The sequence below is a fragment of the Aliivibrio logei genome, assembly GCF_001691055.1.
GTDB classification, from domain to species: domain Bacteria; phylum Pseudomonadota; class Gammaproteobacteria; order Enterobacterales; family Vibrionaceae; genus Aliivibrio; species Aliivibrio salmonicida.
On record NZ_MAJU01000013.1, the window covers coordinates 59978 to 84124 of the forward strand.

Sequence of the window (24147 nt, forward strand, 5' to 3'; positions counted from 1 at the left end):
TGTGCGCTAATTTACGTTTATCCAAATATATAAAAAGAGCCAAGCATTAATAATGCTTGGCTCTTTTTTATTTGTCTCTTTATATCAGAAGAATTATAGATCTTTTGCTAAATATAAATCTTTTAATACTTGGAAAATTTCACGGTATGCTTTTGGTGGCTTATTCGATTCTTTTTCTTTTTTTGCTTGGCGAGCAAGTTGACGGAAGCGTTGGCGATCAGCTTCTGGGTATTTCACCATGAGATCTTCAATCACTGCATCAGGCGTTTCAATCATACGATCACGTAGGATTTCTAACTTCTGAAGAGCGATAGTTGTTTGCGAGTGCTTGTTACGCACTTTATCTAAAGCCGCTTGAATTGCTTCAGGATCTTCTAATCGCATTAGTTTGCCAATGTATTGTAATTGGCGACGTTTTGCTTCGTTTCTAAAACGTTGTGCATCAAAGATCGCTATTTGTAGGAGCTCTGATAATGGAAATTTAGCAAGAACCGCAGGTTTTAAACCAACAAGCTCTTCGCCTAATTTTTGTATGGCTTCCATGTCATTTTTCATCTCGGTTCTACTTACCCAGATGATCTCTTCTTCTTCTTCCCAAGGAGCTTTTTGATTTTTACGTGCCATGATCTTCATTCTTTAATGGGTGATTCTCTCTATTTTAGCAAGATAAATAGATAATTGGGCGCAAATTTATCACATAGAGTGTTATTCTAGTAAAAATGTATATGTTCAGTCAGATGTTATGGATGCAAAAGCCCAAATGATGAATCAAAAAATAGAACTTGAAGCAGCAGTAGCGAAGGCTTTAGAAATGGCAACTAAGCATGCAAGTGCTGCAGAAGTTGCGATTACAAAAACGACAGGAATCAGTGTGTCAACTTTGATGGGAGAGGTTGAAAACGTTGAGTTTAATCGTGATGGCGCATTAGGTATTACGGTTTACCGTGGCCATAGAAAAGGCAGCGCATCGACATCTGATTTAAGTGACAAAGCCATTCAAGAGACGGTAGCAGCTGCGCTTGATATCGCAAATTATACGTCAGAAGACCCATTTTCAGGTCCGGCACCAAAAGAATTAATGGCGCAAAATATTCCTGATTTAGATTTGTTTCATCCTGATGATCCAGAGCCAGACTATGCCGCACAAAAGGCAATTGAAGCTGAAGAAGCCGCTTTAGCTTATCATTCATCCATTAAGCAAAGTGATGGAGCGAGCTACGATAGCCATTATGGTATTAAGGTTTATGGTAATAGTCATGGCATGTTAGCGAGCTATCCATCAAGTCGCCACAGTATTAGCTGCAGTGTCATTGGTGTTGATAAAAATGGCAACATGGAGCGAGATTACAGCTACACCGTTGCTCGTCATCGTGATGATTTATGGGATGCGAAAAAAGTAGGCTTAGACGCTGCTGAACGAACTGTCAGCCGTTTAGATGCTCAAAAATTGAATACGATGAAAGTACCGGTCATGTTTTCGGCTGATGTTGCAACAGGCTTAATTGGGCATCTTGTGATGGCGATTAGCGGAGCAAACCTTTATCGTAAATCAACGTTTATGCTTGATAAGTTAAATGAAAAAATCTTACCAGATTGGTTTAACGTGAGTGAACGCCCACATATATTGAAAGGTCTAGCAAGCAGTCCATTTGATAGCGAAGGGCTGTATACACAAGATCGTGAAATAATCACTGATGGCGTATTAGCGACGTATTTACTAACGAGCTACGCTGCACGAAAATTGAATATGACACCAACGGGTCACGCTGGTGGTATTCATAACTGGTTTGTTAAATCAACAGGCCAAAGTTTTGATCAAATGCTCAAAACAATGGGAACGGGTCTTCTTGTTACTGAGCTTATGGGCCAAGGCGTAAATACGGTGACGGGGGATTACTCTCGTGGTGCCGCTGGTTTTTGGGTTGAGAATGGTGAGATCCAATATCCTGTGTCAGAGATTACCATTGCGGGCAACTTAGCAGAAATGTACCAAAACATTATTGCAGTCGGTAGTGATGTAGAAACACGTTCACAAATTCAAACGGGTTCAATCCTAATTGAATCGATGAAAATAGCCGGTCAGTAATACTTTAATCGTTTTATAAAAAGAATAAAAAAAGCGCGCTGTCATATTATGAGAGCGCGCTTTTTAATACGTTATTTTTATGTATTACATCAAAATAGTGGCGAGGCCTAAAAAAGCAAATAGGCCGATAATATCGGTGATGGTTGTTAGTGCCATTCCTCCTGCCAATGCCGGGTCGATATTCATTTTCTTTAGGATCAATGGAATACTTACGCCTGCAATTCCGGCAACAGTTAGGTTAACGAGCATTGCAGCAGAGATAATCGCGCCAAGCATCATGTCACCTTTCCAAACCATGACGATACCGCCAATGATAGAGGCCCATAAAATACCATTAAGAAGACCAATCCCTGCTTCTTTCATTAATAGTTCTTTCTGGTTACTGTCACCGATATGACCAACGGCTAAACCACGGATCACCAATGCAACGGTTTGATTTCCTGCAACTCCCCCCATTGAAGGAACGATGGTCATTAACACCGCAATGGAGGCCATTTGCGCTAATGTGGCTTCAAACATATTAGACACTGACGCGGCGGCTAAAGCGGCGAGTACGTTCATGCCTAACCAAACACTACGACGGCGGGCCGATTTTACAACGGGTGCAAAGGTATCTTCTTCATCATCCATACCCGCCATACTCATCATTGAGTGTTCAGCATCTTCACGAATAACATCAACCACATCATCAATGGTGATTCGACCAAGAAGTAAGTGATTTTCATCCACGACAGGAGCAGAAACCCAGTTACGACGTTCAAAGAGATTTGCTACCTCACCGTCATCCGTATTTACAGGAATGGCTTCATCAGCATCACTCATGACATCACTAACTAAAGTGTCTTGTTGAGTGGTTAATAATGTCGTCAACGAAAGGTGGCCAATTAATCGGCTTTCTTCGTCAAGTACATACAAAGCATCGGTTGATTCAGGAAGGTCGCCTTTCATGCGCAGATAACGTAAAACTACGTCGATCTCTACATCCGCTCTAATGGTGATGAAATCGGTGTTCATCATACCGCCAGCGGTATCTTCTGGATAAGATAGGGCAGTTTCAACACGGAAGCGATCTACCGTGTCCATTTGGCTTAATATTTCTCGTGAGAGGTCGTTGGGTAAGCTACGAAGGACATAAGCGACATCATCTGTCTCCATGCCTTCGGTTGCTTCTGCAATGCTCTCAGGATTCATTCTAGAGACGATGCCGTCTTTTACATCTTCAGACAGCTCATCGAGGATCTCGCCATAATCTTCAGGATCGGTCAGTTGCCATAATACGTTACGGCTCTTCCTCGGTGAAGCTTCTAATAAATGGGCAATATCCTCGGGTTCCATGTCTTGTAATAAACGACGAACATGGACAAACATCCCACTATCAAGTGCATTAGATACTTCTTGAAGAGTTTGATGGGTTTGATCGAAATCTTGTAGCTCTTGCATACTCTCCCCCATGGATTCCAATAATATTAATTACTTGCACATTCTTGCTGGTTAAATCACGTAATAACAACGTAGACATAGTGTAACTAGGATAAATAGTTACCAAACAACACTGTCTTGCTTTTAGGTGGTTTCCCTGCGTAATAAATAGATCATTGAATTAAGGCTATTGGATAAGACCGATTGTTAACTCGAATTATGAGTATAGACAATCTAGATTAGATAATGGGCTGAATAGTAACGCAATTTAGAGGGGACGATAAGTGAATTATGTGAGGATTAGGTCAAACTGTTGATGGTATTGGTATTATCTACTCATCTTCATCAAAGCCGGCTTCAATTAGTTCGCAAATAGCGTTAAGCGCTTGTACTGCATCGGGTCCATCCGCTGAGACATCAACATATTGACCTTGAGCTGAATCTAGCATTAGAAGTCCCATTACGCCATCTGCTGTTGCCTGTAAATTCTCATCATTTGTGATCGTAATGGTTGCCTTAAAACTTTGTGCCATTTCCACTAATTTAATGGCTGCACGCGCATGCAATCCGAGGCGGTTTTTAATGAGGAGGTGACGTGATGAGATAGGCATGCTTAATGTCTCTCTAAGGTTTTATGTCGTATTTGAACTTGCTGGCCTTGCTGTTTGAAATACTCACCAAGTTGTTGAGTAATGTAAACGGAGCGATGTTGTCCACCAGTACAACCAATTGCGACGGTTAAATAGCTGCGATTATTCTTTTCCAAAGCGGGTAACCAAGTCATTAAAAAGTGCTGTATTTGCTCTTTTAATTGAATGACTTCAGCGTGCTTTTCTAAGTAATCTGCAACGGGCTTATCTAACCCTGTCATTGGTCGTAACGTCGGTTCCCAATGTGGGTTCGGTAAGAAGCGGACGTCAAATACATAGTCTGCATCGGTAGGTAAGCCGTGTTTAAAACCAAATGATTCAAAGACCATCACCAATTCTTTTGATTCTCGACCAAGAATACGAGAACGGAGTGTTTCACTTAAATCATGAATGGATTTACTTGTCGTATCTAATACGAGATCAGCGTCTTCTTTAAAATGGCAAAGAATACTCTTTTCTAGTTCAACCGCTTGTTCTAATGAACATTGCTCACCAATGAGAGAGAGGGGGTGCAAACGGCGAGTTTCACTGTAACGTTTAATTAGCTCTTTATCTTCAGCATCTAAGAAAATAACGGTGACATCATGGGATTTTTTGAGTTCAGTTAAGGTGTTTTTTAATAATGAAGGGTCTTTAGGTAAGTTTCTGATATCCACACTTACTGCAACATTCTGACTACTGTGCTGGATAGATTCAACAAATTGAGCAAGAAGATCAACGGGTAGATTATCAACGCAATAATAACCTAAATCTTCTAACACTCGCAGGGCAACCGATTTACCGGCGCCTGAATTACCACTAACGACCATTAGCTTCATGTTTATAACCTTAACTTTTTAATCTATTCAGATGTGAAAATTTGATACAACTCTTGATCGCTTTCAGCATGACGAAGCTGACGTAAGATCTGTTTGTCATTGAGTTTTTCAGCCACACTAGACAGTGTTTTGAGGTGTAATTTGCATTGCTCATCAGGAACAAGTAAAGCAAAAAGAACATCAACAGGGCGATTATCAATAGAATCGAACTCTATAGGTTCTTGGCATTGGATTAATACCGCTACCGCAGTATCACAATTATGAAGTCGACCGTGGGGGATAGCAATGCCATTGCCGATGCCTGTACTTCCCATTTTTTCACGATTTAATAAGCTTTCAAAAAGCGCTTGTGGATTTTGACCCAGTTGAGGTGCTGCAATTTCACTGATCAATTCTAGTGCGCGTTTCTTGCTAGTACACTGGACTGCACTTTTGGTACAATCCAATGAAAGAATGGTGCTTAGCTGCATGTTAATGACTACTTAATTTTTCTTTATGTTTATTGAGTTGGCGAATAAGTTTATCCACCAAGCCATCAATCGCGGCATACATATCTTCTGAATCAGAATGAGCGTGTATGTCCCCTTGGTTTACATGAAGTGTTGCTTCAGCGACATGGTGAACTTTTTCTAGCTTTAATACAACGTGTACATTATGAATATGTTCAAAAAAACGTTCTAATTTTTGGAATTTAGTATCTACGTACTCACGAAGGCTATCGGTTAGTTCGACGTTTTGACCTGTGATGTTTATTTGCATAACACTTCCTTTCTGTTAATTAAAGTAAACGCTTACGCTGATTTGATGGGGCAATACCCAGTGATTCACGATATTTAGCAATGGTTCGTCGTGCCACTTGTATGCCTTGTTCAGCCAGTAAGGTCGCAATTTTACTGTCACTTAGTGGCTTGGCTTGATTCTCTGCTGCCACTAATTTTTTCACTAGTGCCCGGATTGCCGTGGATGAGCATTCACCGCCGCTGTCCGTACTAACATGACTAGAGAAGAAATATTTCAATTCAAAAATACCACGAGGGGTATGCATGAATTTTTGTGTTGTTACGCGCGATATGGTGGATTCGTGCATTTCAACGTCTAAAGCGATGTCATTCAATACCATTGGTTTCATCGCTTCTTCACCATACTCGAAGAAATCTTGTTGATGTTCAACTATACAGCGTGCAACTTTGAGCAGAGTCTCGTTTCTGCTCTCTAAGCTTTTAATTAACCATTTTGCTTCTTGTAAATTCGTACGAATAAATTGTCCATCAGGACTGTTGCCTAAGCCTTTTCCTAATGCCGCATATTCAGCATTTACTTTTAAGCGAGGGACACTGTCTGGATTTATAGTGACGACCCATTTTCCATTATGCTTAAAGACAGAAACATCAGGAATAACATACTCAGTATCAGTGTCGATGACTCGGTTGCCTGGGCGAGGGTCCAATTGATGGATAAGCATCATCACTTGTTTTAAATCGCACTCTTTTAGCTTAGTCTCTTTTGCTAACTGTCGGTAGTCACGATTACCTAATAAATTAATATGCTTTGTTAAGATTAATTGAGTTTCTGGTAGCCAAGGAGTATCTACTGGATAGGTCGCTAATTGGATCATTAAACATTCAGCGAGATCTCGAGAAGCGACGCCGAGAGGGTCAAAATGTTGAATGCGTTTGAGAACGGCTTCAACTTCATCGAGCTCGACTTCTTCATTTCCAATGCTTTCGAGTACGTCATCTAAACTAATGGTTAGATAACCATATTCATCTAATGACTCAATAATGGTGGTTGCGATAGCGCGATCGACTTCCGTAAATGGAGTTAGTTCTGCTTGCCACATTAAATAATCTTGCAAACTTTCGGTGGTTTCACCTTGGTATAATGGGGTGTCATCATCAATCGCTAATCCAGTACTGCCGCTGTTTGCACTGTAAACATCATCCCAACTAGCATCCATCTCTAATTCTTCAGAAATATTATTGCTATCAATGACATCACTGCTGTCAGTGACAGAAGGTTCTTGTTCTGCTGTGGCGGTTTCTTTTTCTGGTGTTGGTTCAGGAGACAGTAAACTTTCAGGCGTGCTTAATTGCTCTTCTTCGACATCAAGAAGAGGGTTAGAGTCGAGAGCTTCTTGAATCTCTTGCTGCAGGTCAAGTGTCGATAATTGCAATAATCGAATGGCTTGCTGCAACTGAGGAGTCATTGCAAGCTGTTGGCCCATTTTTAGCTGAAGAGATGCTTTCATTATTTAGCGATACCTTTATTAATCCATTACAACTTAAATTGATCACCAAGATAAACGCGTTTTACATGTTCATCATTTAATACGTGTTCGGGGGTACCGTTTGCAATCATATGACCTTGGCTTACGATATAAGCGTGTTCACACACATCGAGAGTTTCACGAACGTTGTGGTCTGTAATTAACACACCTAACCCTCGATCTCTTAAATGTTGAATGATTTTTTTGATGTCGATTACAGAAATAGGATCAACACCGGCAAAAGGTTCATCAAGTAAAATGAACTTTGGATTTGCTGCTAATGCACGAGCGATTTCAACTCGACGACGTTCGCCACCAGAAAGAGCCATACCGTTGCTGTTGCGAATGTGCTGAATATTAAATTCATCCAATAACTCCTCAAGTTTATCCAAGCGTTCTGCTTTAGATAAATCCTTGCGAGTTTGAAGCACTGCCATGATGTTATCGAATACGGACAGTTTTCTAAAAATAGACGCTTCTTGAGGTAAATAGCCAATGCCCATTTTTGAACGGTTATGCATCGGTTGAAGTGAAATATCGACACCATCAATAGTGATAGAGCCTTCATCGCGAGACACTAGACCAACAATCATATAGAAAGACGTTGTTTTACCCGCGCCGTTAGGGCCAAGAAGGCCAACAATTTTCCCTGATTCAACCGTTAGGCTTACATCAGAAACGACTTTACGGCTGCCGTATGTTTTTGCGAGGTTTTTTGCTTCTAATATGGCCATAATTATTGTTTTTTATTTAATTGACTAGGTTGGAGAATAGTAGTGACTCGTTCGTCTTTACCACCATCCGCAATTAACTTTTGTGTCTTCATATTATAGGTAATCACTTTACCCTGAATAACACTGTCGTCTTGGGTTAGTTCTGCATTATCCGTCATTGTTAGAAATTCATTTTCTAACTCATAACGTAATTTATTTGCTTTCCCTTTCAGTGTTTTACCGTCATCGGTTAATTGACTAAAACGAGCGGGTTTTCCATACGCTTCAAGAATTTCTCTGCCTTCTTGGCCTTGAGGACGTATAACAATGAGTTTATCTGCAAATATCTTAATGCTGCCTTGCTTTAAAGTAACATCACCGTTGAAGGTCACTCTGTTACTTTGCATATCAAAGTTTTGAGTGTCTGAATTAATATGGATCGGTTGTTCTGTATCGGTGCTCAATGCCCAACTTGAAGAACTGAATAATAAACCGGCAAGTAGACTAACGTGTGAAAGCTTCATAGATACCTTGTACATTCTCTAATAGGGTCGTTTGTTGGCTAGTGAAATTACCTTTCATTCCTACACCAGTAGTTTCGAAAGTTGGGCCAACCAGATTGACGACATCATCTGTCATAAAATCTTTTGTGGTAAGTTCGATCGTCATGCTGTCAGTTGTCATGGTGTCAAAGGCAGCTTCAGGTAACAGGTTTTTGATAATGACGTTTCCTGTTAAATAGAGGGTATGATCTTCATTTAGGACACCAACATCTGAAATTATTTCCCATTCTTTTACTTTGCCTTCTTTAAATACGAACAAATGAGGTACGGTAAAATCGGTGTTACCTGTTTGAGCAAAGCGAGCAAGTGCTTTTGCATTTATTTGGTAATTGCGAACGCCATTTTCATCATAGTTATTATTACTGACATTTTTACCTGTAAAAACAGGCGTTTGTAGGTCAGGAATTACTTGTTGTTCGCTTTTTGCGTATTCATAATACAAGTAATAGCCTGACCAACTTGCGATCAATAACAATAAGGTCATAAAAAGGTGTCTTAGGGTCATATACTTAAGCCTTTATGTTGCTCTAATTCCCCTTTTGCTTCCAAGATAAGGTCGCTTACTTCACGAACCGCACCGTGACCGCCTTTAATTGTTGTCACATAGTTTGCACGTTTAACCAGTAGGGGATGACCATCGGCAACGGAGACTTTAAGTGCCACCTTTTCCATTACGGGCCAATCGATCAGATCATCACCGATGTAACCCGTATGTTCAGGTGCTATGTTGAGTTTAGTTAAAATATCTTCATATGCTTGTAATTTATTGTCTTGGCCTTGGTAGATAAGTGAAATACCAAGTGCTCTCATTCTATTTTCTACAATTTGAGAGTTGCGTCCTGTAATAATTGCAACTTCAACACCCGCGGACATTAATGATTTAACACCATATCCATCGCGAGTATGAAAGGTTTTTAATTCTTCACCGTCATTGCCCATATAAACAAGGCCGTCAGAAAAGACACCATCAACATCACAAATGAGCAGTTTTATTGTTTTAGCGATAGAGAAGATTGATTCTTCAACTTCACCATAAAGGGTTTCGATCATGGTTGGCATTACATTACTCCTGCTTTTAGAAGGTCATGCATATTCAATGCGCCGACTAAGCGATTGTTTTCATCGCATAGCAATAAGCCATTAATTTTTTTATCTTGCATTAGGTTTAGCCCTTCAACAGCCAATAAATTAGGGCTTGCAACTGAAGGAGTATGAGCCATAACTTCACCAATGGTTTGTGTGTGAATGTCAATGCGATTATCCAGAAGGCGACGTAAATCACCATCGGTAAAGATGCCAATCACTTTTTGGTTTTCATCAACGATAGCGGTCATACCGAGGCCTTTTTCTGAGACTTCTAATAAGGCCGTTTTAATTAATGCGTCTGACGTTACCATTGGTAATTCATCGTCTGTGTGCATGATATCTGCAAGATGAAGTAATAACTTACGACCAAGAGCACCACCCGGGTGAGATAGTGCAAAGTCATCAGAGGTGAATCCACGAGCTTCTAAAAGAGCCATTGCTAATGCATCCCCCATGACTAGCGTTGCTGTTGTGCTAGATGTTGGAGCCAAAGCAAGCGGGCATGCTTCTTGTGGAACGGTGATGAGTAGATTTACATCTGCCACGTTTGCCATGCTTGAGCTTGATTTGCTTGTCATGGTGATTAACGTAATACCTTGGCGTTTAATGACAGGCAGAAGCGCTAATATTTCGGCCGCTTCTCCTGAGTTTGATATAGCCAAAATGACATCCCCTTTTTCTATCATGCCTAAATCGCCATGACTTGCTTCGCCTGGATGCACAAAGAAAGAGGGAGTACCTGTACTTGCCAATGTCGCTGCTATCTTTTTGCCTATGTGTCCCGATTTCCCCATTCCCATTACAACGACTTTACGTTTGCATTCCAGCATTAATTGACATGCTTTAGTAAAATCATCATTGATGTAATTGTTCAGTTGGGTAAGTGCATCAATTTCAATTTGAAGAACATTCTTTCCTGCTTTGCAGAAATCAAACTGAGTTGCCATCGGGTTACCACCTTTATTTTGGTTATAGCAGATGTATGGTTTAGATGAATAGCGTATACAATTATTATGCCATATACCAGAGGTAGTTCAAGGCTGCGGAGGTAGTTATAAGGAGGGGGAGGTAAAAAATAGATAGGTAGCTAATTAATAAAGTGTTTTTTATTAACTAACCTACCTATTTTTCTATTAAACGGGGTAGATGATTACATCGTGTAGAAAAGGAATCCTTGATATATAAGGAAACACGTCACTAAAATACCACCTTCAATACGGTTAATACTGCGACTTTTACCCAACGCCATAATAAGAAGTAAAACAGAAACGCCTAACATTACGTAGAAGTCACGGCTCATAATATATTCACTGATACTTGATGGGTGTAGAAGTGCAGGGATCCCCATAACGGCAAGAATATTGAATACGTTAGAACCAATAATGTTACCAACAGCCATGTCATCTTCGCCTTTCAATACACCCGCAACAGATGCGGCAAGTTCAGGAAGACTTGTTCCGATAGCAATAATTGTTAAACCAATAACTAAATCACTCATACCAAAATGTTTTGCAATAATAACCGCGTTATCAATCAGCATATTTGCGCCTAATGGTAACAGTGCAAGGCCAACAACGACCCAGAAAATCGCTTTTCCGTTAGGAACACCATCAGGGATCTCTGATTCTTGCTCATTAAGTAGTGTGTCACCATTGGGTTGTTCTTTACGGCTGATATATAACATCGCAAGAATAAAAGCGATGAAAAGAGCAACAAGTAAAATACCTTCATTAAATCCTAGGTAATTATCATACATGATGCCACCAGCCAATAATGTTACGATCAACATCAGAGGTAATTCACGGCGAATGATGCCAGAGCTAATGGCTAATGGTTTAATTAAGGCAGTAATACCTAAAATTAATGCAATGTTAGCGATGTTAGAGCCAATGACATTACCAACAGCGGTGTCTGTTTTTCCATCTAGGGCGGCAGCAGCAGAAACCATCATTTCTGGGGCAGATGAACCCATCGCTAATATAGTCATACCAATGACAAGGGGAGAGATACCATAGTTCTTCGCTAATGCGGCAGAACCAAATACCAATTTATCGGCGCCCCAAACAAGTAAAGAGAGTCCTACGACAAGAAGTAGAGATGGCATAAGCAGCTCTGTCATTGTATTAATTTCCTTTTGTAATGATGATTATTATAGTTAACCCCTAATTTTGACGTTTATATGACAAAAAAGAAAGGAAAAAGGTTGTCTTTAAATGGTGGTTTCTAAGTTAAAGGAAAAAATCATAGAGACTATAACCAGTTCACGTATACTTCATTAATACGTAGGGTGAATGGTTTTAAATGAATAAGTGGTGATATGGATACACAGCCCATTTTAGTAAAAGTAGATAACTTAACCTTTAGACGAGGAAATCGAGTTATTTTTGATGATATTAGTTTGTTTGTTCCAAAAGGCAAAATAACCGCAATTATGGGGCCTTCTGGGATAGGTAAAACAACGTTGTTGCGCTTGATTGGCGGACAGATTTTACCCGAATCAGGCGATATACATTTTGAAGGGTGGAATATTCCTAAATTGGGACGAAAAGCCCTGTATTTAGCCCGAAAAAAAATGGGGATGCTGTTTCAATCTGGGGCTCTATTTACCGACATGAATGTGTTTGATAATGTGGCTTTTCCATTGCGTGAGCATACTCAATTATCAGAAGAATTTATTCGAACATTGGTGTTATTGAAGTTAGAAGCGGTGGGTTTACGTGGGGCTTCAGAATTAATGCCAAGCGAATTGTCTGGTGGTATGGCGCGTCGTGCTGCATTGGCGCGAGCCATCGCGTTAGATCCTGATTTGATCATGTACGATGAACCCTTTGTTGGGCAAGATCCCATCACTATGGGTGTTTTGGTTGAGCTAATTCGTAATTTGAATGACGCATTAGGGTTAACTTCGGTTGTTGTTTCTCATGATGTTCCTGAAGTCATGAGTATTGCTGATCATGTCTATTTATTGGCTAACGGTAAAATTATTGCTCAAGGTTCTCCTTTCGAGCTAGAAAATAATCCAGACCCTCAAGTACGACAATTTTTAGATGGCCGCTCTGACGGACCCGTTCCTTTTCGCTTTCCGTCGAAACCATTAGCTGAGGAGTTATTTTCTGGTGAGTAATTTCTCTTTAATCTTATTTGTTGAAAATATTGGTAAGCGAGCGCTTTCAACGTGTGAAGCTATTGGTCGAGCGACTTTTATGCTTTTTGGAGCGATCATTGCAAAGCCTCAACCCGTAAGAATGTTTCCATTATTATTGCAACAGCTGTATTCAGTCGGTGTGTTATCGCTTGTTATTATCGTGGTCTCTGGGCTGTTTATCGGCATGGTGATAAGCCTTCAAGGTTATGTGATTTTAGTCGATTACGGTGCAGAAACCAGTCTCGGCCAATTGGTGTCACTTTCGTTATTACGTGAATTAGGCCCTGTGGTTACCGCACTCTTATTTGCTGGGCGTGCCGGCTCCGCATTAACGGCAGAAATAGGGTTAATGAAAACGACTGAGCAGTTGTCTAGTATGGAAATGATGGCGATAGATCCTTTGCGTCGTATTATTGCCCCACGCTTATGGGCGGGTGTTATTTCAATGCCATTACTGGCGATGATTTTTATGGCTGTAGGTATATGGGGTGGGCAAATTGTTGGTGTTGAATGGAAAGGTATTGATCACGGAAGCTTTTGGTCAGTAATGCAAGCATCGGTCGATGTACGCCACGACATTGTTAACAGTTTAATTAAGTGTGTTGTGTTTGCGTTTGTCGTGACATGGATTGCTTTATTTAATGGCTATGATGCGACCCCAACGTCAGAAGGGATCTCATTAGCAACAACACGAACGGTAGTGCATTCGTCACTGGCGGTATTAGGTATTGATTTTGTGCTTACAGCACTGATGTTTGGGAATTAATCATGCAGCAAACACGTAAAATAGAATTATTAGTTGGATTTTTTGTTTTGGCTGGCGCGGCAGCGTTATTAATGTTGCTACTAAAAGTGGCCGATGTTCGTAGTGGTGGCAGTGGTGAGTACTACACTATTAATGCACAGTTCGATAATATTGGCAGCTTAAAGTCTCGCTCACCGGTTAAAATCGGGGGCGTTGTTGTCGGCCGCGTTTCCGGTATTACATTAGATATCGAAAGCTACTTACCGGTTGTCAGTATGCAAATTGATAAGCAATTTGGCCAATTTCCTGAAACTTCTGCGGCACAAATTTTAACAGCAGGATTAATTGGTGAACAATATGTAGGTATCGTTCCTGGTTTTATTGATGAAGACATTGATATGCTTGGTGAGGGTGACTACATTGAAGACACCAAATCAGCATTAGTATTAGAAGATATGATAGGGCAAGTGCTGTATAGCATTGGTGGTGATTCATCAGAGAAAAGTGAGGATAAGTAATGAAGTTAGGGATGAAAATCGTAGGGATCATACTTTCCCTTTTTATTGGTGTCGCTCAAGCTGAACCGATTGATAAAACTAAACCTTATGAAATGATGACAAAAGTCTCTGAAGATACTTTTGCTCGATTAAAAGCAGAGCAAGTCGCTATTCAAAAAGACCCCAATATATTAAAAACGGTCGTTGAAGAAGAATTGATGCCGTACGTTAATGTAAAATATGCCGCGTATAAATTACTTGGGCCTCATCTAAAGAAAACCACGGCAGAAGAAAGAGAACAATTTGTAACGGCTTTTCGTGGTTACCTCGTGTCGTCATACGCACAAGTATGAACGTTATATACTGATCAAAAAATCGTATTAGAGAAGCCAAAAGCGATTTCAGAAAAAAAATCTATCATTAGTGTTCGTGTTGATATTCTTGATTCAGCTCGTCCAACGGTAAAAGTAGATTTTAAATTACGTAAGAATAAGAAAACATCAGAATGGCAAGCATTTGATATGGTAGCGGAAGGCGTGAGCTTATTATCGACAAAGCAATCTGAATGGAGTGCTAAGATTCGTAAAGAAGGCATTGAGTCAGTCAGTAAAGAATTAACCTCATTAGCCGCTCAACCTATTCGCTTAGAAGGAAGTAAGTAATGAGCGAAATGGATTTATGTGAGGCAAAATCTGATGAAATTAGCTTCAAAGGGGCGCTTGATCGTGAGACTGTGCCTAATCTTTGGAATAAATTGACAGAATGGAAACCTAAACTTGAGCAAGTAAAGGTAGACTTAACTCACGTTAATCGTATTGACTCAGCAGGTGTTGTGTTACTTTTACACCTAATAGAGCATGCAAAAAAACAAAACTGTCATATAATGCTTGCTTTCGTCCCTGATCAGCTCATTACTTTAATTCAATTAAGTAATGTGGAATCATTGTTTGCTGATCACTTAATAACGCAAAAGGTAGAGTAATGGATAGCGCCGAGATTAAAGAATTATTAGACGCAGCACTTCAACTTCAAGAGATTCACGTTAAAGGTGAAGGAAGCCATTTTGAAGTTATTGCTGTGGATGAATCGTTCAATGGAATGAACAGAGTTAAAAAGCAACAAACCATCTATGGACCTTTGATGGAACACATCTCAACAAATACTATTCACGCTCTATCAATCAAAGCGTTTACTCCGGAAGAGTGGGCACGTGATAAAAAATTAAATAGCTTATTCTAAGAGGCCTTTTGAATGTATAAGTTCCGAATTCAAGGAAGCGATAAACCACTTTCAGGAGAGGTTACGATTTCTGGTGCAAAAAATGCTGCACTACCAATTTTATTCGCTGCATTACTTGCTGAAGAGCCAGTAGAAGTTGCCAATGTTCCTAAACTTCGTGATGTTGATACAACGATAGAGTTACTGCAACGCTTAGGCGCTAAGGTTTCTCGTAATGGTTCAGTTCATATTGATGCAAGCGAAGTTAATAACTTTTGTGCACCGTATGATTTAGTTAAAACGATGCGTGCATCAATTTGGGCTCTCGGTCCATTGGTTGCTCGCTTTGGTAAAGGCCAAGTATCTTTACCTGGTGGTTGTGCTATTGGGGCTCGTCCTGTTGATCTGCATATTCACGGTCTTGAGCAACTGGGTGCAACTATTAAGCTTGAAGACGGTTACGTTAAAGCTGAAGTTGATGGCCGCTTAAAAGGCGCGCACATCGTTATGGATAAAGTCAGTGTTGGCGCAACCATTACAGTTATGTGTGCCGCGACTTTGGCTGAAGGCACTACTATTTTAGAAAACGCAGCGCGTGAACCTGAGATTGTAGATACGGCTCATTTCCTTAATGCTATTGGTGCAAAAGTATCAGGGATGGGAACCGATACGATTACTATTGAAGGCGTTGAACGTCTTGGTGGTGGCTATCATGAAGTGGTTGCCGATCGTATAGAAACGGGGACGTTCCTTGTTGCTGCAGCTGTCTCTGGCGGTAAAGTCGTATGTAAAAATACGAAAGCGAGCCTACTTGAATCTGTTTTGGCTAAGCTTGAAGAAGCGGGCGCTAAAGTTGAATCTGGTGAAGACTGGATCAGTTTAGACATGACAGGCCGAGAGCTAAAAGCGGTAAATATCCGTACGGCTCCACATCCTGCATTTCCAACAGACATGCAAGCGCAATTCACATTGTTAAATATGATGGCGAAAGGTCCAGGTATTATTACTGAAACGATTTTTGAAAACCGTTTCATGCACATTCCTGAATTACAACGCATGGGTGCTCACGCTGAGATTGAAGGTAATACTGCTATTTGTGGTGATACTGATGGTTTAAGTGGCGCTCAAGTAATGGCCACAGATTTAAGAGCCTCTGCAAGCCTTGTTATCGCAGGTTGTATAGCAAAAGGTGAAACAATTGTTGATCGTATTTATCATATCGACCGTGGTTATGATAAGATCGAAGACAAGTTAACCGCATTAGGCGCGAATATCGAAAGAGTTCGCAGTAGCGAATTATAATCTTCACGATTATTTCGGCTACATCAGTACTAAAGTGGAAACCGGGTATATATGACCCGGTTTTTTATTGTTTGTAATATAAGTACACTGAATTAGATATTGAGTGGAATGTATATATTTTAGGAGAAACACTTATGATTGCATTGTTACGCCTGATTGCTTTGGCTATCTTTGCTGTCTTTACGTTTGTATTTGGCTGTGGTTATTGTTTATTAAGCCCACGTAACCCAAAACACGTTTATACTTTTGGTCTTTGGTTTGCTCGTATGTCGCGAGTATTTGGTATTAAACTTGAAGTGCGAGTTCCTGAAAGTGTTAAAAATTCAGGACCAAGTTTATACATCGCAAACCATCAAAATAGCTGGGATTTGTTTACTGTCTCTGGGGCAATTCAACCAAGAACAGTGACGGTAGGTAAAAAAAGCATCGCGTGGATGCCGTTGTTTGGTCAACTGTATTGGATCACCGGTAATATTCTTATTGACCGTAATAATCGCAGTAAAGCGGTAGGTACGATTTCACAAGTTGCGGACAATATTAAGAAACGTAATGTCTCTGTATGGATGTTCCCAGAAGGAACGCGTTCTCGTGGTCGTGGTTTATTGCCATTTAAAACGGGTGCATTTCATGCGGCTATCGCTGCTGATGTTCCAGTGACTCCGATTGTGTGTAGTAATACGGAAGGCGTAAAACTAAATCGTTGGGATAACGGTGTGGTTATTGTCGAAATTTTACCGCCAGTAAGCCTTGATGGTTACACGAAAGCGAACGTTCGTGAATTAGCGAATGAATGTCGTGAACAAATGAAAGTTAAGCTAGAAGAATTAAACAAAGAAGTTGCAGAACGCAACCAAGCTTAAATTTTATAATTATTTTTAAGGGTATACGGATCTCCGTGTACCCTTTTTATTTTGATGTGTAGAAGAAATAATGAAAGAAGAAGTTGTCCTTGTTAATGAGCAAGGTGATGCCATTGGCACCATGGAAAAATTAGAAGCACATAAAAAAGGATTACTGCATTTAGCATTTTCGGTTTTGCTTTACCGTGAAACAAAAGAGGGCAGAGAGTTTCTTTTGCAGAAACGAGCTGAATGTAAATATCACAGCAAAGGGAAATGGAGTAATACGTGCTGCTCTCACCCCCGAGTGAATGAAGCTATTGACTCTGCAGGTGTTCGTCGTTTGGCTGAAGAGATTGGTATTACTGGAATTCAGGCCGAACAATTTGATAATTTGGGTTGGTTTATCTATCAAGCCGAATTAGAAAATGGATTGAGTGAGCATGAACAAGATTATATCTTATTAGCGAATACGCCTGATGTTAGGTTTGAACTTAACCCGGAAGAAGTCAGTGACATTCAGTGGTGGAGTGAAACTAAAATTAAGCAGACGTTAGCAGTAAGCCCTACTGTATTTTCTGTTTGGTTTGAAACGGTGTATTCGAAAGTAATCCAATTTTTGGATAAAAAATAAGGCAGGTACTTTTCATTAAGTCTGCCTTATCTGATTTCATTTATTGCTTGTTAATGTTATTTACGAACAGCAATAGCTTCAATTTCGATACCAACATCTTTTGGAAGACGCGCAACTTCAACGCAAGAACGAGCAGGGTAATTTGCTACGTTATGTTCATCAAAAAAGTTGCCGTACACTTCGTTTACTGTACCAAAGTCATTTAAGTCTTTCACAAATACCGTCATTTTCACGATATCAGAAACCGTTAGGCCTGAAGATTCAATAACGGCTTTCACATTCTCAAGAGATTGGCGTGCTTGCTCTGCGATATCATCAGATACTTCACCTGTTGCAGGATTAACAGGGATTTGGCCAGAAGTCAGTACCATACTACCAAGATCAACACCTTGAATGTATGGACCAATTGCCGCTGGAGCGTTATCTGTATGAAGTACTTTAGTCATGATCTATTCCTTTTTGAATGAAGTGAACTTAAGCTCACCGATAAACTCAATATAAAACAAATGCGGATAAGAAAACAGCCCCGAGAATATCGAGGCAGAGAAGATGAAGGCAATTTAATTCACTTTCGTTGTCGTCTACTTAATGTAAATCGGTCACGACTTCTTGAGAGTATACTTTTTCACAATATTTGCACTTCAGATGGATGTTTCCTTTTTTAGCAATCACTTTAAAGCTGCTATCTACTGGCTCACCATGAGTAATGCAATTGCTGTTCGGACACTCAAATACCCCTGTGATTTGCTTAGGAAGAATTAGCGGTATCTTTTTAACGACTTCATAGTTCTCAATTTGATTAACGGTTGCGTGTGGTGCATACAACGCCAATTTACTCGCTTGTTCTGGTGTGACAAATGTATTTTCTATTTTCAGTAAATCTTTTGAGCCAAGCGCTGAAGACGGTAAGTTTAAGCCAATGGTCACACGCTCTGCTGTTTTGTCCATTTGGAACAATTTAAGAACTTTCACACCAATATTTGCAGGAATGTGATCGATAACGGTGCCGTTTTTGATTGCTTCAACACGTAATTCAGTTTTATTCGACATTTGATTTTCTTCCTTATAGTGATTCATTCAAAACAAGAGCAAGTAATGCTTGGCGAGCATAAACCCCATTTTCAGCTTGTTGGAAATAATACGCGTGTGGTGTTTTATCGACGTCGATATTAATTTCATCAATACGAGGAAGAGGGTGAAGCACTTTTAGGTTTTCACGTGCAGGTTTTAGATCCGAGGCAGATAAGATGTATGCAGACTTAATGTGTGCGTATTCTGATTCATCAAAGCGCTCTTTTTGAACTCGAGTCATGTACAGAATATCGAGTTCAGGAATGGCTTCTTCCATGCTATTTAGCAGTTGGTATTCAATACCAAGTTCATCTAACTCTTCACAAATGTAATCAGGCATCGCTAATACTTCTGGAGCGATAAAAAAGAATTTAACGCCATTAAACTTGGCTAATGCTTGAGTTAAAGAGTGAACCGTTCGGCCATATTTTAAATCACCAACAAAAGCGATATTTAGATTATCTAAGCGTCCTTGAGTTTCGTAGATAGTATAAAGATCCAAGAGGGTCTGAGTTGGGTGTTGGTTTGCACCATCTCCTGCATTAATTACCGGGGTGCCGTTTGAAAACTCAGAAGCAAGACGTGCTGCACCTTCTCTAGGGTGACGCATAACATAAGCATCAGCATAAGATGCAATGATTTGAACTGAATCGGCTAGCGTCTCACCTTTTTGAGCAAGGGAAGTATTTCCTGCACTATCAAAACCAATGACAGATCCACCTAAGCGTTGAATGGCTGTTTCGAAAGAAAGACGCGTTCGCGTGGATGCTTCAAAAAAGCAGCTCGCAATCACTTTGTTTTTTAACAAATCAGGTTGAGGTTCTTTTTTTATATTACCTGCCGTTTCCACAATCAGCTCTAACTCTTCGCGAGATAGCTCTGGAATAGAAATGATATGTTTTTGATATAGCGAGTTAGCCATAGTCTCTCTTCCCTTTTATTTATCATATTGAAATCAAAAAAAAGCCCCCTATAAAATAGGAGGCTTTAAAAATATCGGTAATTAGGAAACTCAAAAAATAGGGGACCACCGCACGTAGGGAGTGCAGATACTCGGTCGACCGCTGTATGAAGATAAGTTAATAACATCATAATTTCCTAGTAAATTGCGCGAAATTATACTCGTATCAAAATCCTAAGCAAGCGTTTGCATCAAACTTCTTTTGATTATTCTTGTTCTTATTCGGTATCTTAGATTTACTGGCCTAGAGTTGCGACCATTATAGCTTTTATTGTGTGCATGCGATTTTCGGCTTCATCAAATACAATGGAGTAATCCGATTCAAAAACTTCATCGGTCACTTCTAACCCATTCATCCCGTATTTTTCTGCTATCTCTTTACCTAGAGCTGTTTCATCATTATGGAAGGCAGGTAAACAATGCATGAATTTAACATTGGGGTTATTAGTGGCTTTTATTACGTTCATATTGATTTGATATGGCGTCATCAGAGCGACACGTTCATCCCAAGCTTCAGGGGCTTCGCCCATAGAAACCCAAACATCGGTATATAAAAAATCACACCCTTCAACACCCGTTGTTACGTCTTCGGTTAGAATGATTTTAGCGCCTGTTTGACTCGCAATTTCTTGGCATTGTGTTACTAGCGTATCTTCTGGCCAAAATTGTTTTGGTGCAACGAGACGGATCTCCATGCCCATTTTCGCTGCCCCTACCATTAGTGAGTTACCCATGTTATTGCGGGCATCCCCAAGGTAGGCAAATTTGATTTGATTTAATTGCTTACCTTCTGCGTATTCTTGCATAGTAAGGAAATCAGCGAGAATTTGAGTTGGATGAAATTCATCAGTGAGCCCATTCCATACTGGAACCCCTGCGTATTTACCAAGCTCTTCAACAATCGATTGCCCAAAGCCACGATATTCAATGCCATCATACATACGGCCTAATACACGAGCTGTATCTTTCATTGATTCTTTATGACCAATTTGAGATCCAGAAGGCCCAAGATAAGTGACGTTAGCTCCTTGATCAAAGGCAGCGACTTCAAAAGCGCATCGAGTTCGAGTGGATGACTTTTCAAAAATAAGCGCAATATTTTTACCCGATAAACGCGGTTGTTCATAACCTGCGTATTTTGCTTTTTTTAAATCAGCAGATAAATCGAGTAAATGCTGAATTTCTTTAGGTGTGAAATCCAACAGTTTAAGAAAGTTTCTATTACGTAAATTAAAAGCCATACCATGCTCCTTGGTGTTGTGCCAAATCTGAAAATCCATTTAAACATATAAATGCATTAAATGTGAATATATATTTTTATTGTTTTGTGGGTTTTATTAAATACCATCTCTTTCTATTGGGCAGCTCATGCAGCGAGCACCTCCTCTACCTCGACCTAATTCATCCCCCATTATTGGTAGAACAGTAATACCCGCTTTATCGTATTTTTCATTGGTGTAGACATTACGTTCATACGCGACGACAACGCCTGGTTTAATTGTGAGCACATTATTGGCATCATGCCATTGCTCTCGTTCCGCTTCGTAACTATCCCCACCGGTGGTAATAATATTAAGAGAGTCGAGTTCTAATGCCTGCATTAGTGAGCGTTCAAAATTAGGCCTTTCTTGAATGGCTAATTGTTGCTCTCCACAGGGAGTGATTGACCAGCAAGGCATCTTTTTATCGATAACTCGTGGATATACTGAAAATACATTATGGTCCATGTGTGTCATTACCGTATCTAAATGCATACAAGATCGGTTTTCAGGCAGTTTAATCGCGATAACTTGTTTGGCTTGTTCTGTTCTGAAAAGCTGTTTTGCTAGGTTTTCAATACCTTGTGGGGTTGTTCGCTCTGAGATCCCAACAAGTACATTTCCTTTGCCTATGATCAATACATCCCCACCTTCTATCGTCGCGTTATCGTAGTGGCGATTTTCATCCCCAAAATAACGAGGGAAGGATTGATTTGAAAACAAAGGATGCCATTTATAAATGGCTCGTAAATGGTTGGATTCTCTTTTACGAGCGGCTTTTGCCATGGGATTGATTGAAACGCCACCATAAATCCAACATGAAGTATCACGAGTAAATAAATGATTAGGAAGCGGGTCGATAACAAAATCAAACGGGTCACTCAATTGTTGAAGCATTGAAGGCGCTTTGAATGGTAATTCAATAAATGCTAATCCTCCCAATAAAATTGAGGCGAGCTCTTTGTTGTTTTTTTCGAGTAGAAAAACCCTAATTTGATTAGCAAAGGTTGGACCAAAACGATAATGAGAAATTTGATGCCTTAATAACCATTGTTTCGCTTCTGGATGAGCGAGCGTCTCTTCGAGTAAATCTTGAAGTAATAAGACTTCAACATCTTGCTGTCTAAGTGTGGCAACAAATTGATCGTGTTCATGAAGCGCTTTTTCAACGGAGAGGACATCATCAAAAAGAAGGTTGTGGCAGTTGGTTGGCGTTAAATGGCTTAATGCTCGCTCTGGACGATGGAGAATGACACGACGAAGTTGGCCAATTTCGGAGCCAACAAATAGCTTACTCATAAGATTCCTTTCTAATATTTACTGCTATAAGAGAAATAATACCGTATAGAAAGTATTATTTCTTTAATTATTGAAGTGCTAGGGAATTTGGATTGGGCAGGCTATAATGCTTAAGTTAATTTTTATTATTTTATACAGTGTGGAGCCTTACTATGTCTCAAGAAGACGAATATCTATCAGTTGAACAATTTCTTGAATTTCAAAAAATAGAAACGCGTGAAATTATTGAGTCGCTAAAAGCTGACGGAAGTGAGCCTGAAGCACTGTATGCTATCGAGCACCACTTGATGGCTGAAGACTTTAAAGCGCTTGAAAATGCCGTTGTTGAAGCATTTAAAATGGGTTTTGAAGTATTAGAAGCAGAAGAACTTGAAGATGAAAACGGTGCTAAAATTCTTTGCTGTGATGCAGTGATGGATTGTGCATTAGATGCTGACGTGATTGACTCTCAAGTAGAGAAATTAGTTCTGATCGCTGAGAAATTCGACATTATCTATGATGGTTGGGGTACATACTACGAAGGCGAAGACGCTGAGTATGACGTTATTGAAGATGGTGACGACGAATAACATTACCGTAGTACGGTAATAAAAGATAATGCCCTAGGCCTGTTGATAAACAGATACTGGGGCATTTTTTTAGGGATGAATATAGCAATGAACTCAAGAATTCTACTTAATGGGGAAAAGGCCTTATGGCAGCTATCACCATTAACAGATACAAGCCTACCGATTAAAGATATTCCGATCCAACAAGGTGTAGCATCCGCTTATGATGTGCTTTCTGTCGAAGATGCAAATCATCAAGAGTGGCACTTGATGCGTTTTTTTGATGTGGATGAAACCTTACTGAGCTACCCTGCGATAGAGTTAGTGATGAGTGGTGTTTCTCGTTATGCTGAAGTCAGAATTAACGGTGTAGCGGTATTTGATTGTAATGAATTGATGACGCGTTATCGTAAGGACATCAAAGAATACTTACAGTTAGGAGGCAATCGTTTTGAAATTCTTTTTCTAGAAGAAGACGATGAAGACTGGTTGTTAGATGATAATGAAGTCAGCGGTGTTTGCGAAATAAATCAAGCGTATTATCGCCGTTTTGGTGCAGTGCAAAGTATTGATATAAAAGATGATATTGGAGTTTTTGGTGTTTGTTTTTTTCAGCCTATCCCACACCTTTCTTTAAATCATATTAGTATCGAACAAATTTGGCACCATGGTTGTGAGTTAAAAGTAGACGTGCGTTTCCATACGTATAAACCCAATCTTATTTCTGCCAGTATTAAGTTTGATGGCATGACATTGACGCTTCCTGTGGATGTAAGAAGTGATCATGTGTCGGCGTTATTCCAAGTAGAAGCGCCAAAATATTGGGATGATCAAATGCAAAACTCAGATGATCTCTATGTAATCGACGTTATACTCGATGGTCAGCACCATGAGCTTGAAATTGGCTTATGTCGAACAGAAAATGTGATTCACTTTCCTTTGTAAGTCATTTTAGTGAATTTATAGTAATGCTCGTAATCATCTGTATTGGTATTATCTTTTGATTGCGAAAAAGAACAGATAATAAA

Annotated in this window: 29 protein-coding genes and 1 pseudogene; 12 read left to right on the forward strand and 18 right to left on the reverse strand. The window is 39.9% G+C overall.

The window, feature by feature from the left end:
- Positions 1-93: 93 nt before the first annotated feature.
- Positions 94-624, reverse strand: a complete 531-nt coding sequence (gene yjgA, locus A6E04_RS13350; protein ID WP_023604070.1) for a ribosome biogenesis factor YjgA — start codon at positions 622-624, stop codon at positions 94-96.
- Between the two features lie 118 nt (positions 625-742).
- Here yjgA and pmbA point away from each other — a divergent pair, with 118 nt between their 5' ends.
- Positions 743-2086 (forward strand): metalloprotease PmbA, encoded by a 1344-nt coding sequence (pmbA, locus tag A6E04_RS13355; RefSeq protein WP_012549304.1) that lies wholly within the window; start codon positions 743-745, stop codon positions 2084-2086.
- Between the two features lie 84 nt (positions 2087-2170).
- Here the strand turns inward: pmbA and mgtE are convergent, their stop codons facing one another.
- From mgtE to A6E04_RS13415, 12 genes are all read right to left on the reverse strand, one after another.
- A complete protein-coding gene (mgtE, locus tag A6E04_RS13360; RefSeq protein ID WP_017022382.1) occupies positions 2171-3526 on the reverse strand; it encodes a magnesium transporter in 1356 nt (451 codons plus the stop codon).
- Positions 3527-3837: 311 nt separating this feature from the next.
- Positions 3838-4116: an HPr family phosphocarrier protein gene (locus A6E04_RS13365; RefSeq protein WP_012549306.1), complete on the reverse strand. Its 279-nt coding sequence runs from the start codon at positions 4114-4116 to the stop codon at positions 3838-3840.
- Positions 4117-4118: 2 nt separating this feature from the next.
- A complete protein-coding gene (rapZ, locus tag A6E04_RS13370; protein ID WP_012549307.1) occupies positions 4119-4973 on the reverse strand; it encodes an RNase adapter RapZ in 855 nt (284 codons plus the stop codon).
- A 23-nt stretch (positions 4974-4996) separates the two neighbouring features.
- Positions 4997-5443: a PTS IIA-like nitrogen regulatory protein PtsN gene (gene ptsN, locus A6E04_RS13375; protein ID WP_012549308.1), complete on the reverse strand. Its 447-nt coding sequence runs from the start codon at positions 5441-5443 to the stop codon at positions 4997-4999.
- A 1-nt stretch (position 5444) separates the two neighbouring features.
- On the reverse strand, positions 5445-5732 hold the full coding sequence (hpf, locus tag A6E04_RS13380) for a ribosome hibernation promoting factor (RefSeq protein WP_012549309.1): 288 nt from the start codon (positions 5730-5732) through the stop codon (positions 5445-5447).
- 19 nt (positions 5733-5751) lie between these two features.
- Complete coding sequence (locus A6E04_RS13385; RefSeq protein ID WP_017022383.1) at positions 5752-7221, reverse strand: RNA polymerase factor sigma-54; 1470 nt, start codon at positions 7219-7221, stop codon at positions 5752-5754.
- A gap of 26 nt (positions 7222-7247) precedes the next feature.
- Positions 7248-7973: an LPS export ABC transporter ATP-binding protein gene (gene lptB, locus A6E04_RS13390; protein WP_012549311.1), complete on the reverse strand. Its 726-nt coding sequence runs from the start codon at positions 7971-7973 to the stop codon at positions 7248-7250.
- Positions 7974-7975: 2 nt separating this feature from the next.
- On the reverse strand, positions 7976-8476 hold the full coding sequence (lptA, locus tag A6E04_RS13395) for a lipopolysaccharide transport periplasmic protein LptA (protein WP_017022385.1): 501 nt from the start codon (positions 8474-8476) through the stop codon (positions 7976-7978).
- A complete protein-coding gene (gene lptC, locus A6E04_RS13400) occupies positions 8457-9020 on the reverse strand; it encodes an LPS export ABC transporter periplasmic protein LptC (protein WP_023604071.1) in 564 nt (187 codons plus the stop codon). Before lptC ends, lptA begins: the two co-directional genes overlap by 20 nt.
- Positions 9017-9574 (reverse strand): 3-deoxy-manno-octulosonate-8-phosphatase KdsC, encoded by a 558-nt coding sequence (gene kdsC / locus A6E04_RS13405; protein ID WP_023604072.1) that lies wholly within the window; start codon positions 9572-9574, stop codon positions 9017-9019. Before kdsC ends, lptC begins: the two co-directional genes overlap by 4 nt.
- The gene (locus A6E04_RS13410) at positions 9574-10548 is read right to left on the reverse strand and encodes a KpsF/GutQ family sugar-phosphate isomerase (protein ID WP_023604073.1); all 975 of its coding nucleotides are present in this window, start codon (positions 10546-10548) and stop codon (positions 9574-9576) included. The genes kdsC and A6E04_RS13410 overlap by 1 nt, the downstream gene beginning before the upstream one ends.
- A 203-nt stretch (positions 10549-10751) precedes the next feature.
- Positions 10752-11720: a calcium/sodium antiporter gene (locus tag A6E04_RS13415; RefSeq protein WP_012549316.1), complete on the reverse strand. Its 969-nt coding sequence runs from the start codon at positions 11718-11720 to the stop codon at positions 10752-10754.
- A gap of 198 nt (positions 11721-11918) precedes the next feature.
- Between A6E04_RS13415 and mlaF the strand changes: the two genes are divergently transcribed.
- The 9 genes and pseudogenes from mlaF (at position 11919) to idi (ending at position 17981) form a co-directional block, all read left to right on the forward strand.
- Entirely contained in the window at positions 11919-12725 is an 807-nt protein-coding gene (gene mlaF / locus A6E04_RS13420) for a phospholipid ABC transporter ATP-binding protein MlaF (RefSeq protein ID WP_017022389.1), read from the forward strand.
- Between the two features lie 10 nt (positions 12726-12735).
- Complete coding sequence (gene mlaE, locus A6E04_RS13425) at positions 12736-13512, forward strand: lipid asymmetry maintenance ABC transporter permease subunit MlaE (protein ID WP_158007230.1); 777 nt, start codon at positions 12736-12738, stop codon at positions 13510-13512.
- A gap of 2 nt (positions 13513-13514) precedes the next feature.
- A complete protein-coding gene (gene mlaD, locus A6E04_RS13430; protein WP_012549319.1) occupies positions 13515-14009 on the forward strand; it encodes an outer membrane lipid asymmetry maintenance protein MlaD in 495 nt (164 codons plus the stop codon).
- A pseudogene (gene mlaC, locus A6E04_RS13435) lies at positions 14009-14650 on the forward strand (phospholipid-binding protein MlaC). The gene mlaD and the pseudogene mlaC overlap by 1 nt, the downstream one beginning before the upstream one ends.
- Complete coding sequence (locus A6E04_RS13440) at positions 14650-14970, forward strand: STAS domain-containing protein (RefSeq protein WP_017022391.1); 321 nt, start codon at positions 14650-14652, stop codon at positions 14968-14970. Before mlaC ends, A6E04_RS13440 begins: the two are co-directional and overlap by 1 nt.
- On the forward strand, positions 14970-15227 hold the full coding sequence (ibaG, locus tag A6E04_RS13445; RefSeq protein ID WP_012549322.1) for a BolA family iron metabolism protein IbaG: 258 nt from the start codon (positions 14970-14972) through the stop codon (positions 15225-15227). The genes A6E04_RS13440 and ibaG overlap by 1 nt, the downstream gene beginning before the upstream one ends.
- A 12-nt stretch (positions 15228-15239) precedes the next feature.
- Positions 15240-16508, forward strand: coding sequence for a UDP-N-acetylglucosamine 1-carboxyvinyltransferase (gene murA, locus A6E04_RS13450; RefSeq protein WP_012549323.1), 1269 nt, complete (start codon positions 15240-15242; stop codon positions 16506-16508).
- Positions 16509-16642: 134 nt separating this feature from the next.
- A complete protein-coding gene (locus A6E04_RS13455; RefSeq protein WP_017022392.1) occupies positions 16643-17368 on the forward strand; it encodes a 1-acylglycerol-3-phosphate O-acyltransferase in 726 nt (241 codons plus the stop codon).
- Positions 17369-17438: 70 nt separating this feature from the next.
- Complete coding sequence (gene idi / locus A6E04_RS13460; protein WP_083199020.1) at positions 17439-17981, forward strand: isopentenyl-diphosphate Delta-isomerase; 543 nt, start codon at positions 17439-17441, stop codon at positions 17979-17981.
- A gap of 56 nt (positions 17982-18037) precedes the next feature.
- Here idi and A6E04_RS13465 read toward each other — a convergent pair whose 3' ends face one another.
- The 5 genes from A6E04_RS13465 to arcA form a co-directional block, all read right to left on the reverse strand.
- A complete protein-coding gene (locus A6E04_RS13465; protein ID WP_012549326.1) occupies positions 18038-18427 on the reverse strand; it encodes a RidA family protein in 390 nt (129 codons plus the stop codon).
- A gap of 139 nt (positions 18428-18566) precedes the next feature.
- Entirely contained in the window at positions 18567-19031 is a 465-nt protein-coding gene (pyrI, locus tag A6E04_RS13470; RefSeq protein ID WP_012549327.1) for an aspartate carbamoyltransferase regulatory subunit, read from the reverse strand.
- 13 nt (positions 19032-19044) lie between these two features.
- Positions 19045-19974 carry an aspartate carbamoyltransferase gene (gene pyrB, locus A6E04_RS13475; RefSeq protein ID WP_023604078.1) on the reverse strand — a complete coding sequence of 310 codons (930 nt, stop codon included), beginning with the start codon at positions 19972-19974 and terminating at the stop codon, positions 19045-19047.
- A 275-nt stretch (positions 19975-20249) separates the two neighbouring features.
- A complete protein-coding gene (gene argF, locus A6E04_RS13480) occupies positions 20250-21254 on the reverse strand; it encodes an ornithine carbamoyltransferase (RefSeq protein ID WP_065611627.1) in 1005 nt (334 codons plus the stop codon).
- Between the two features lie 96 nt (positions 21255-21350).
- Positions 21351-22571 carry an arginine deiminase gene (arcA, locus tag A6E04_RS13485; protein WP_017022396.1) on the reverse strand — a complete coding sequence of 407 codons (1221 nt, stop codon included), beginning with the start codon at positions 22569-22571 and terminating at the stop codon, positions 21351-21353.
- 152 nt (positions 22572-22723) lie between these two features.
- On the opposite strand from arcA, the gene rraB reads away from it, so the two are divergent.
- Together rraB and A6E04_RS13495 are read left to right on the forward strand one after the other, a co-directional pair.
- Positions 22724-23140: a ribonuclease E inhibitor RraB gene (rraB, locus tag A6E04_RS13490; protein ID WP_012549331.1), complete on the forward strand. Its 417-nt coding sequence runs from the start codon at positions 22724-22726 to the stop codon at positions 23138-23140.
- 87 nt (positions 23141-23227) lie between these two features.
- On the forward strand, positions 23228-24064 hold the full coding sequence (locus A6E04_RS13495) for a glycosyl hydrolase 2 galactose-binding domain-containing protein (RefSeq protein WP_017022397.1): 837 nt from the start codon (positions 23228-23230) through the stop codon (positions 24062-24064).
- The last annotated feature ends 83 nt before the right edge of the window (positions 24065-24147 follow it).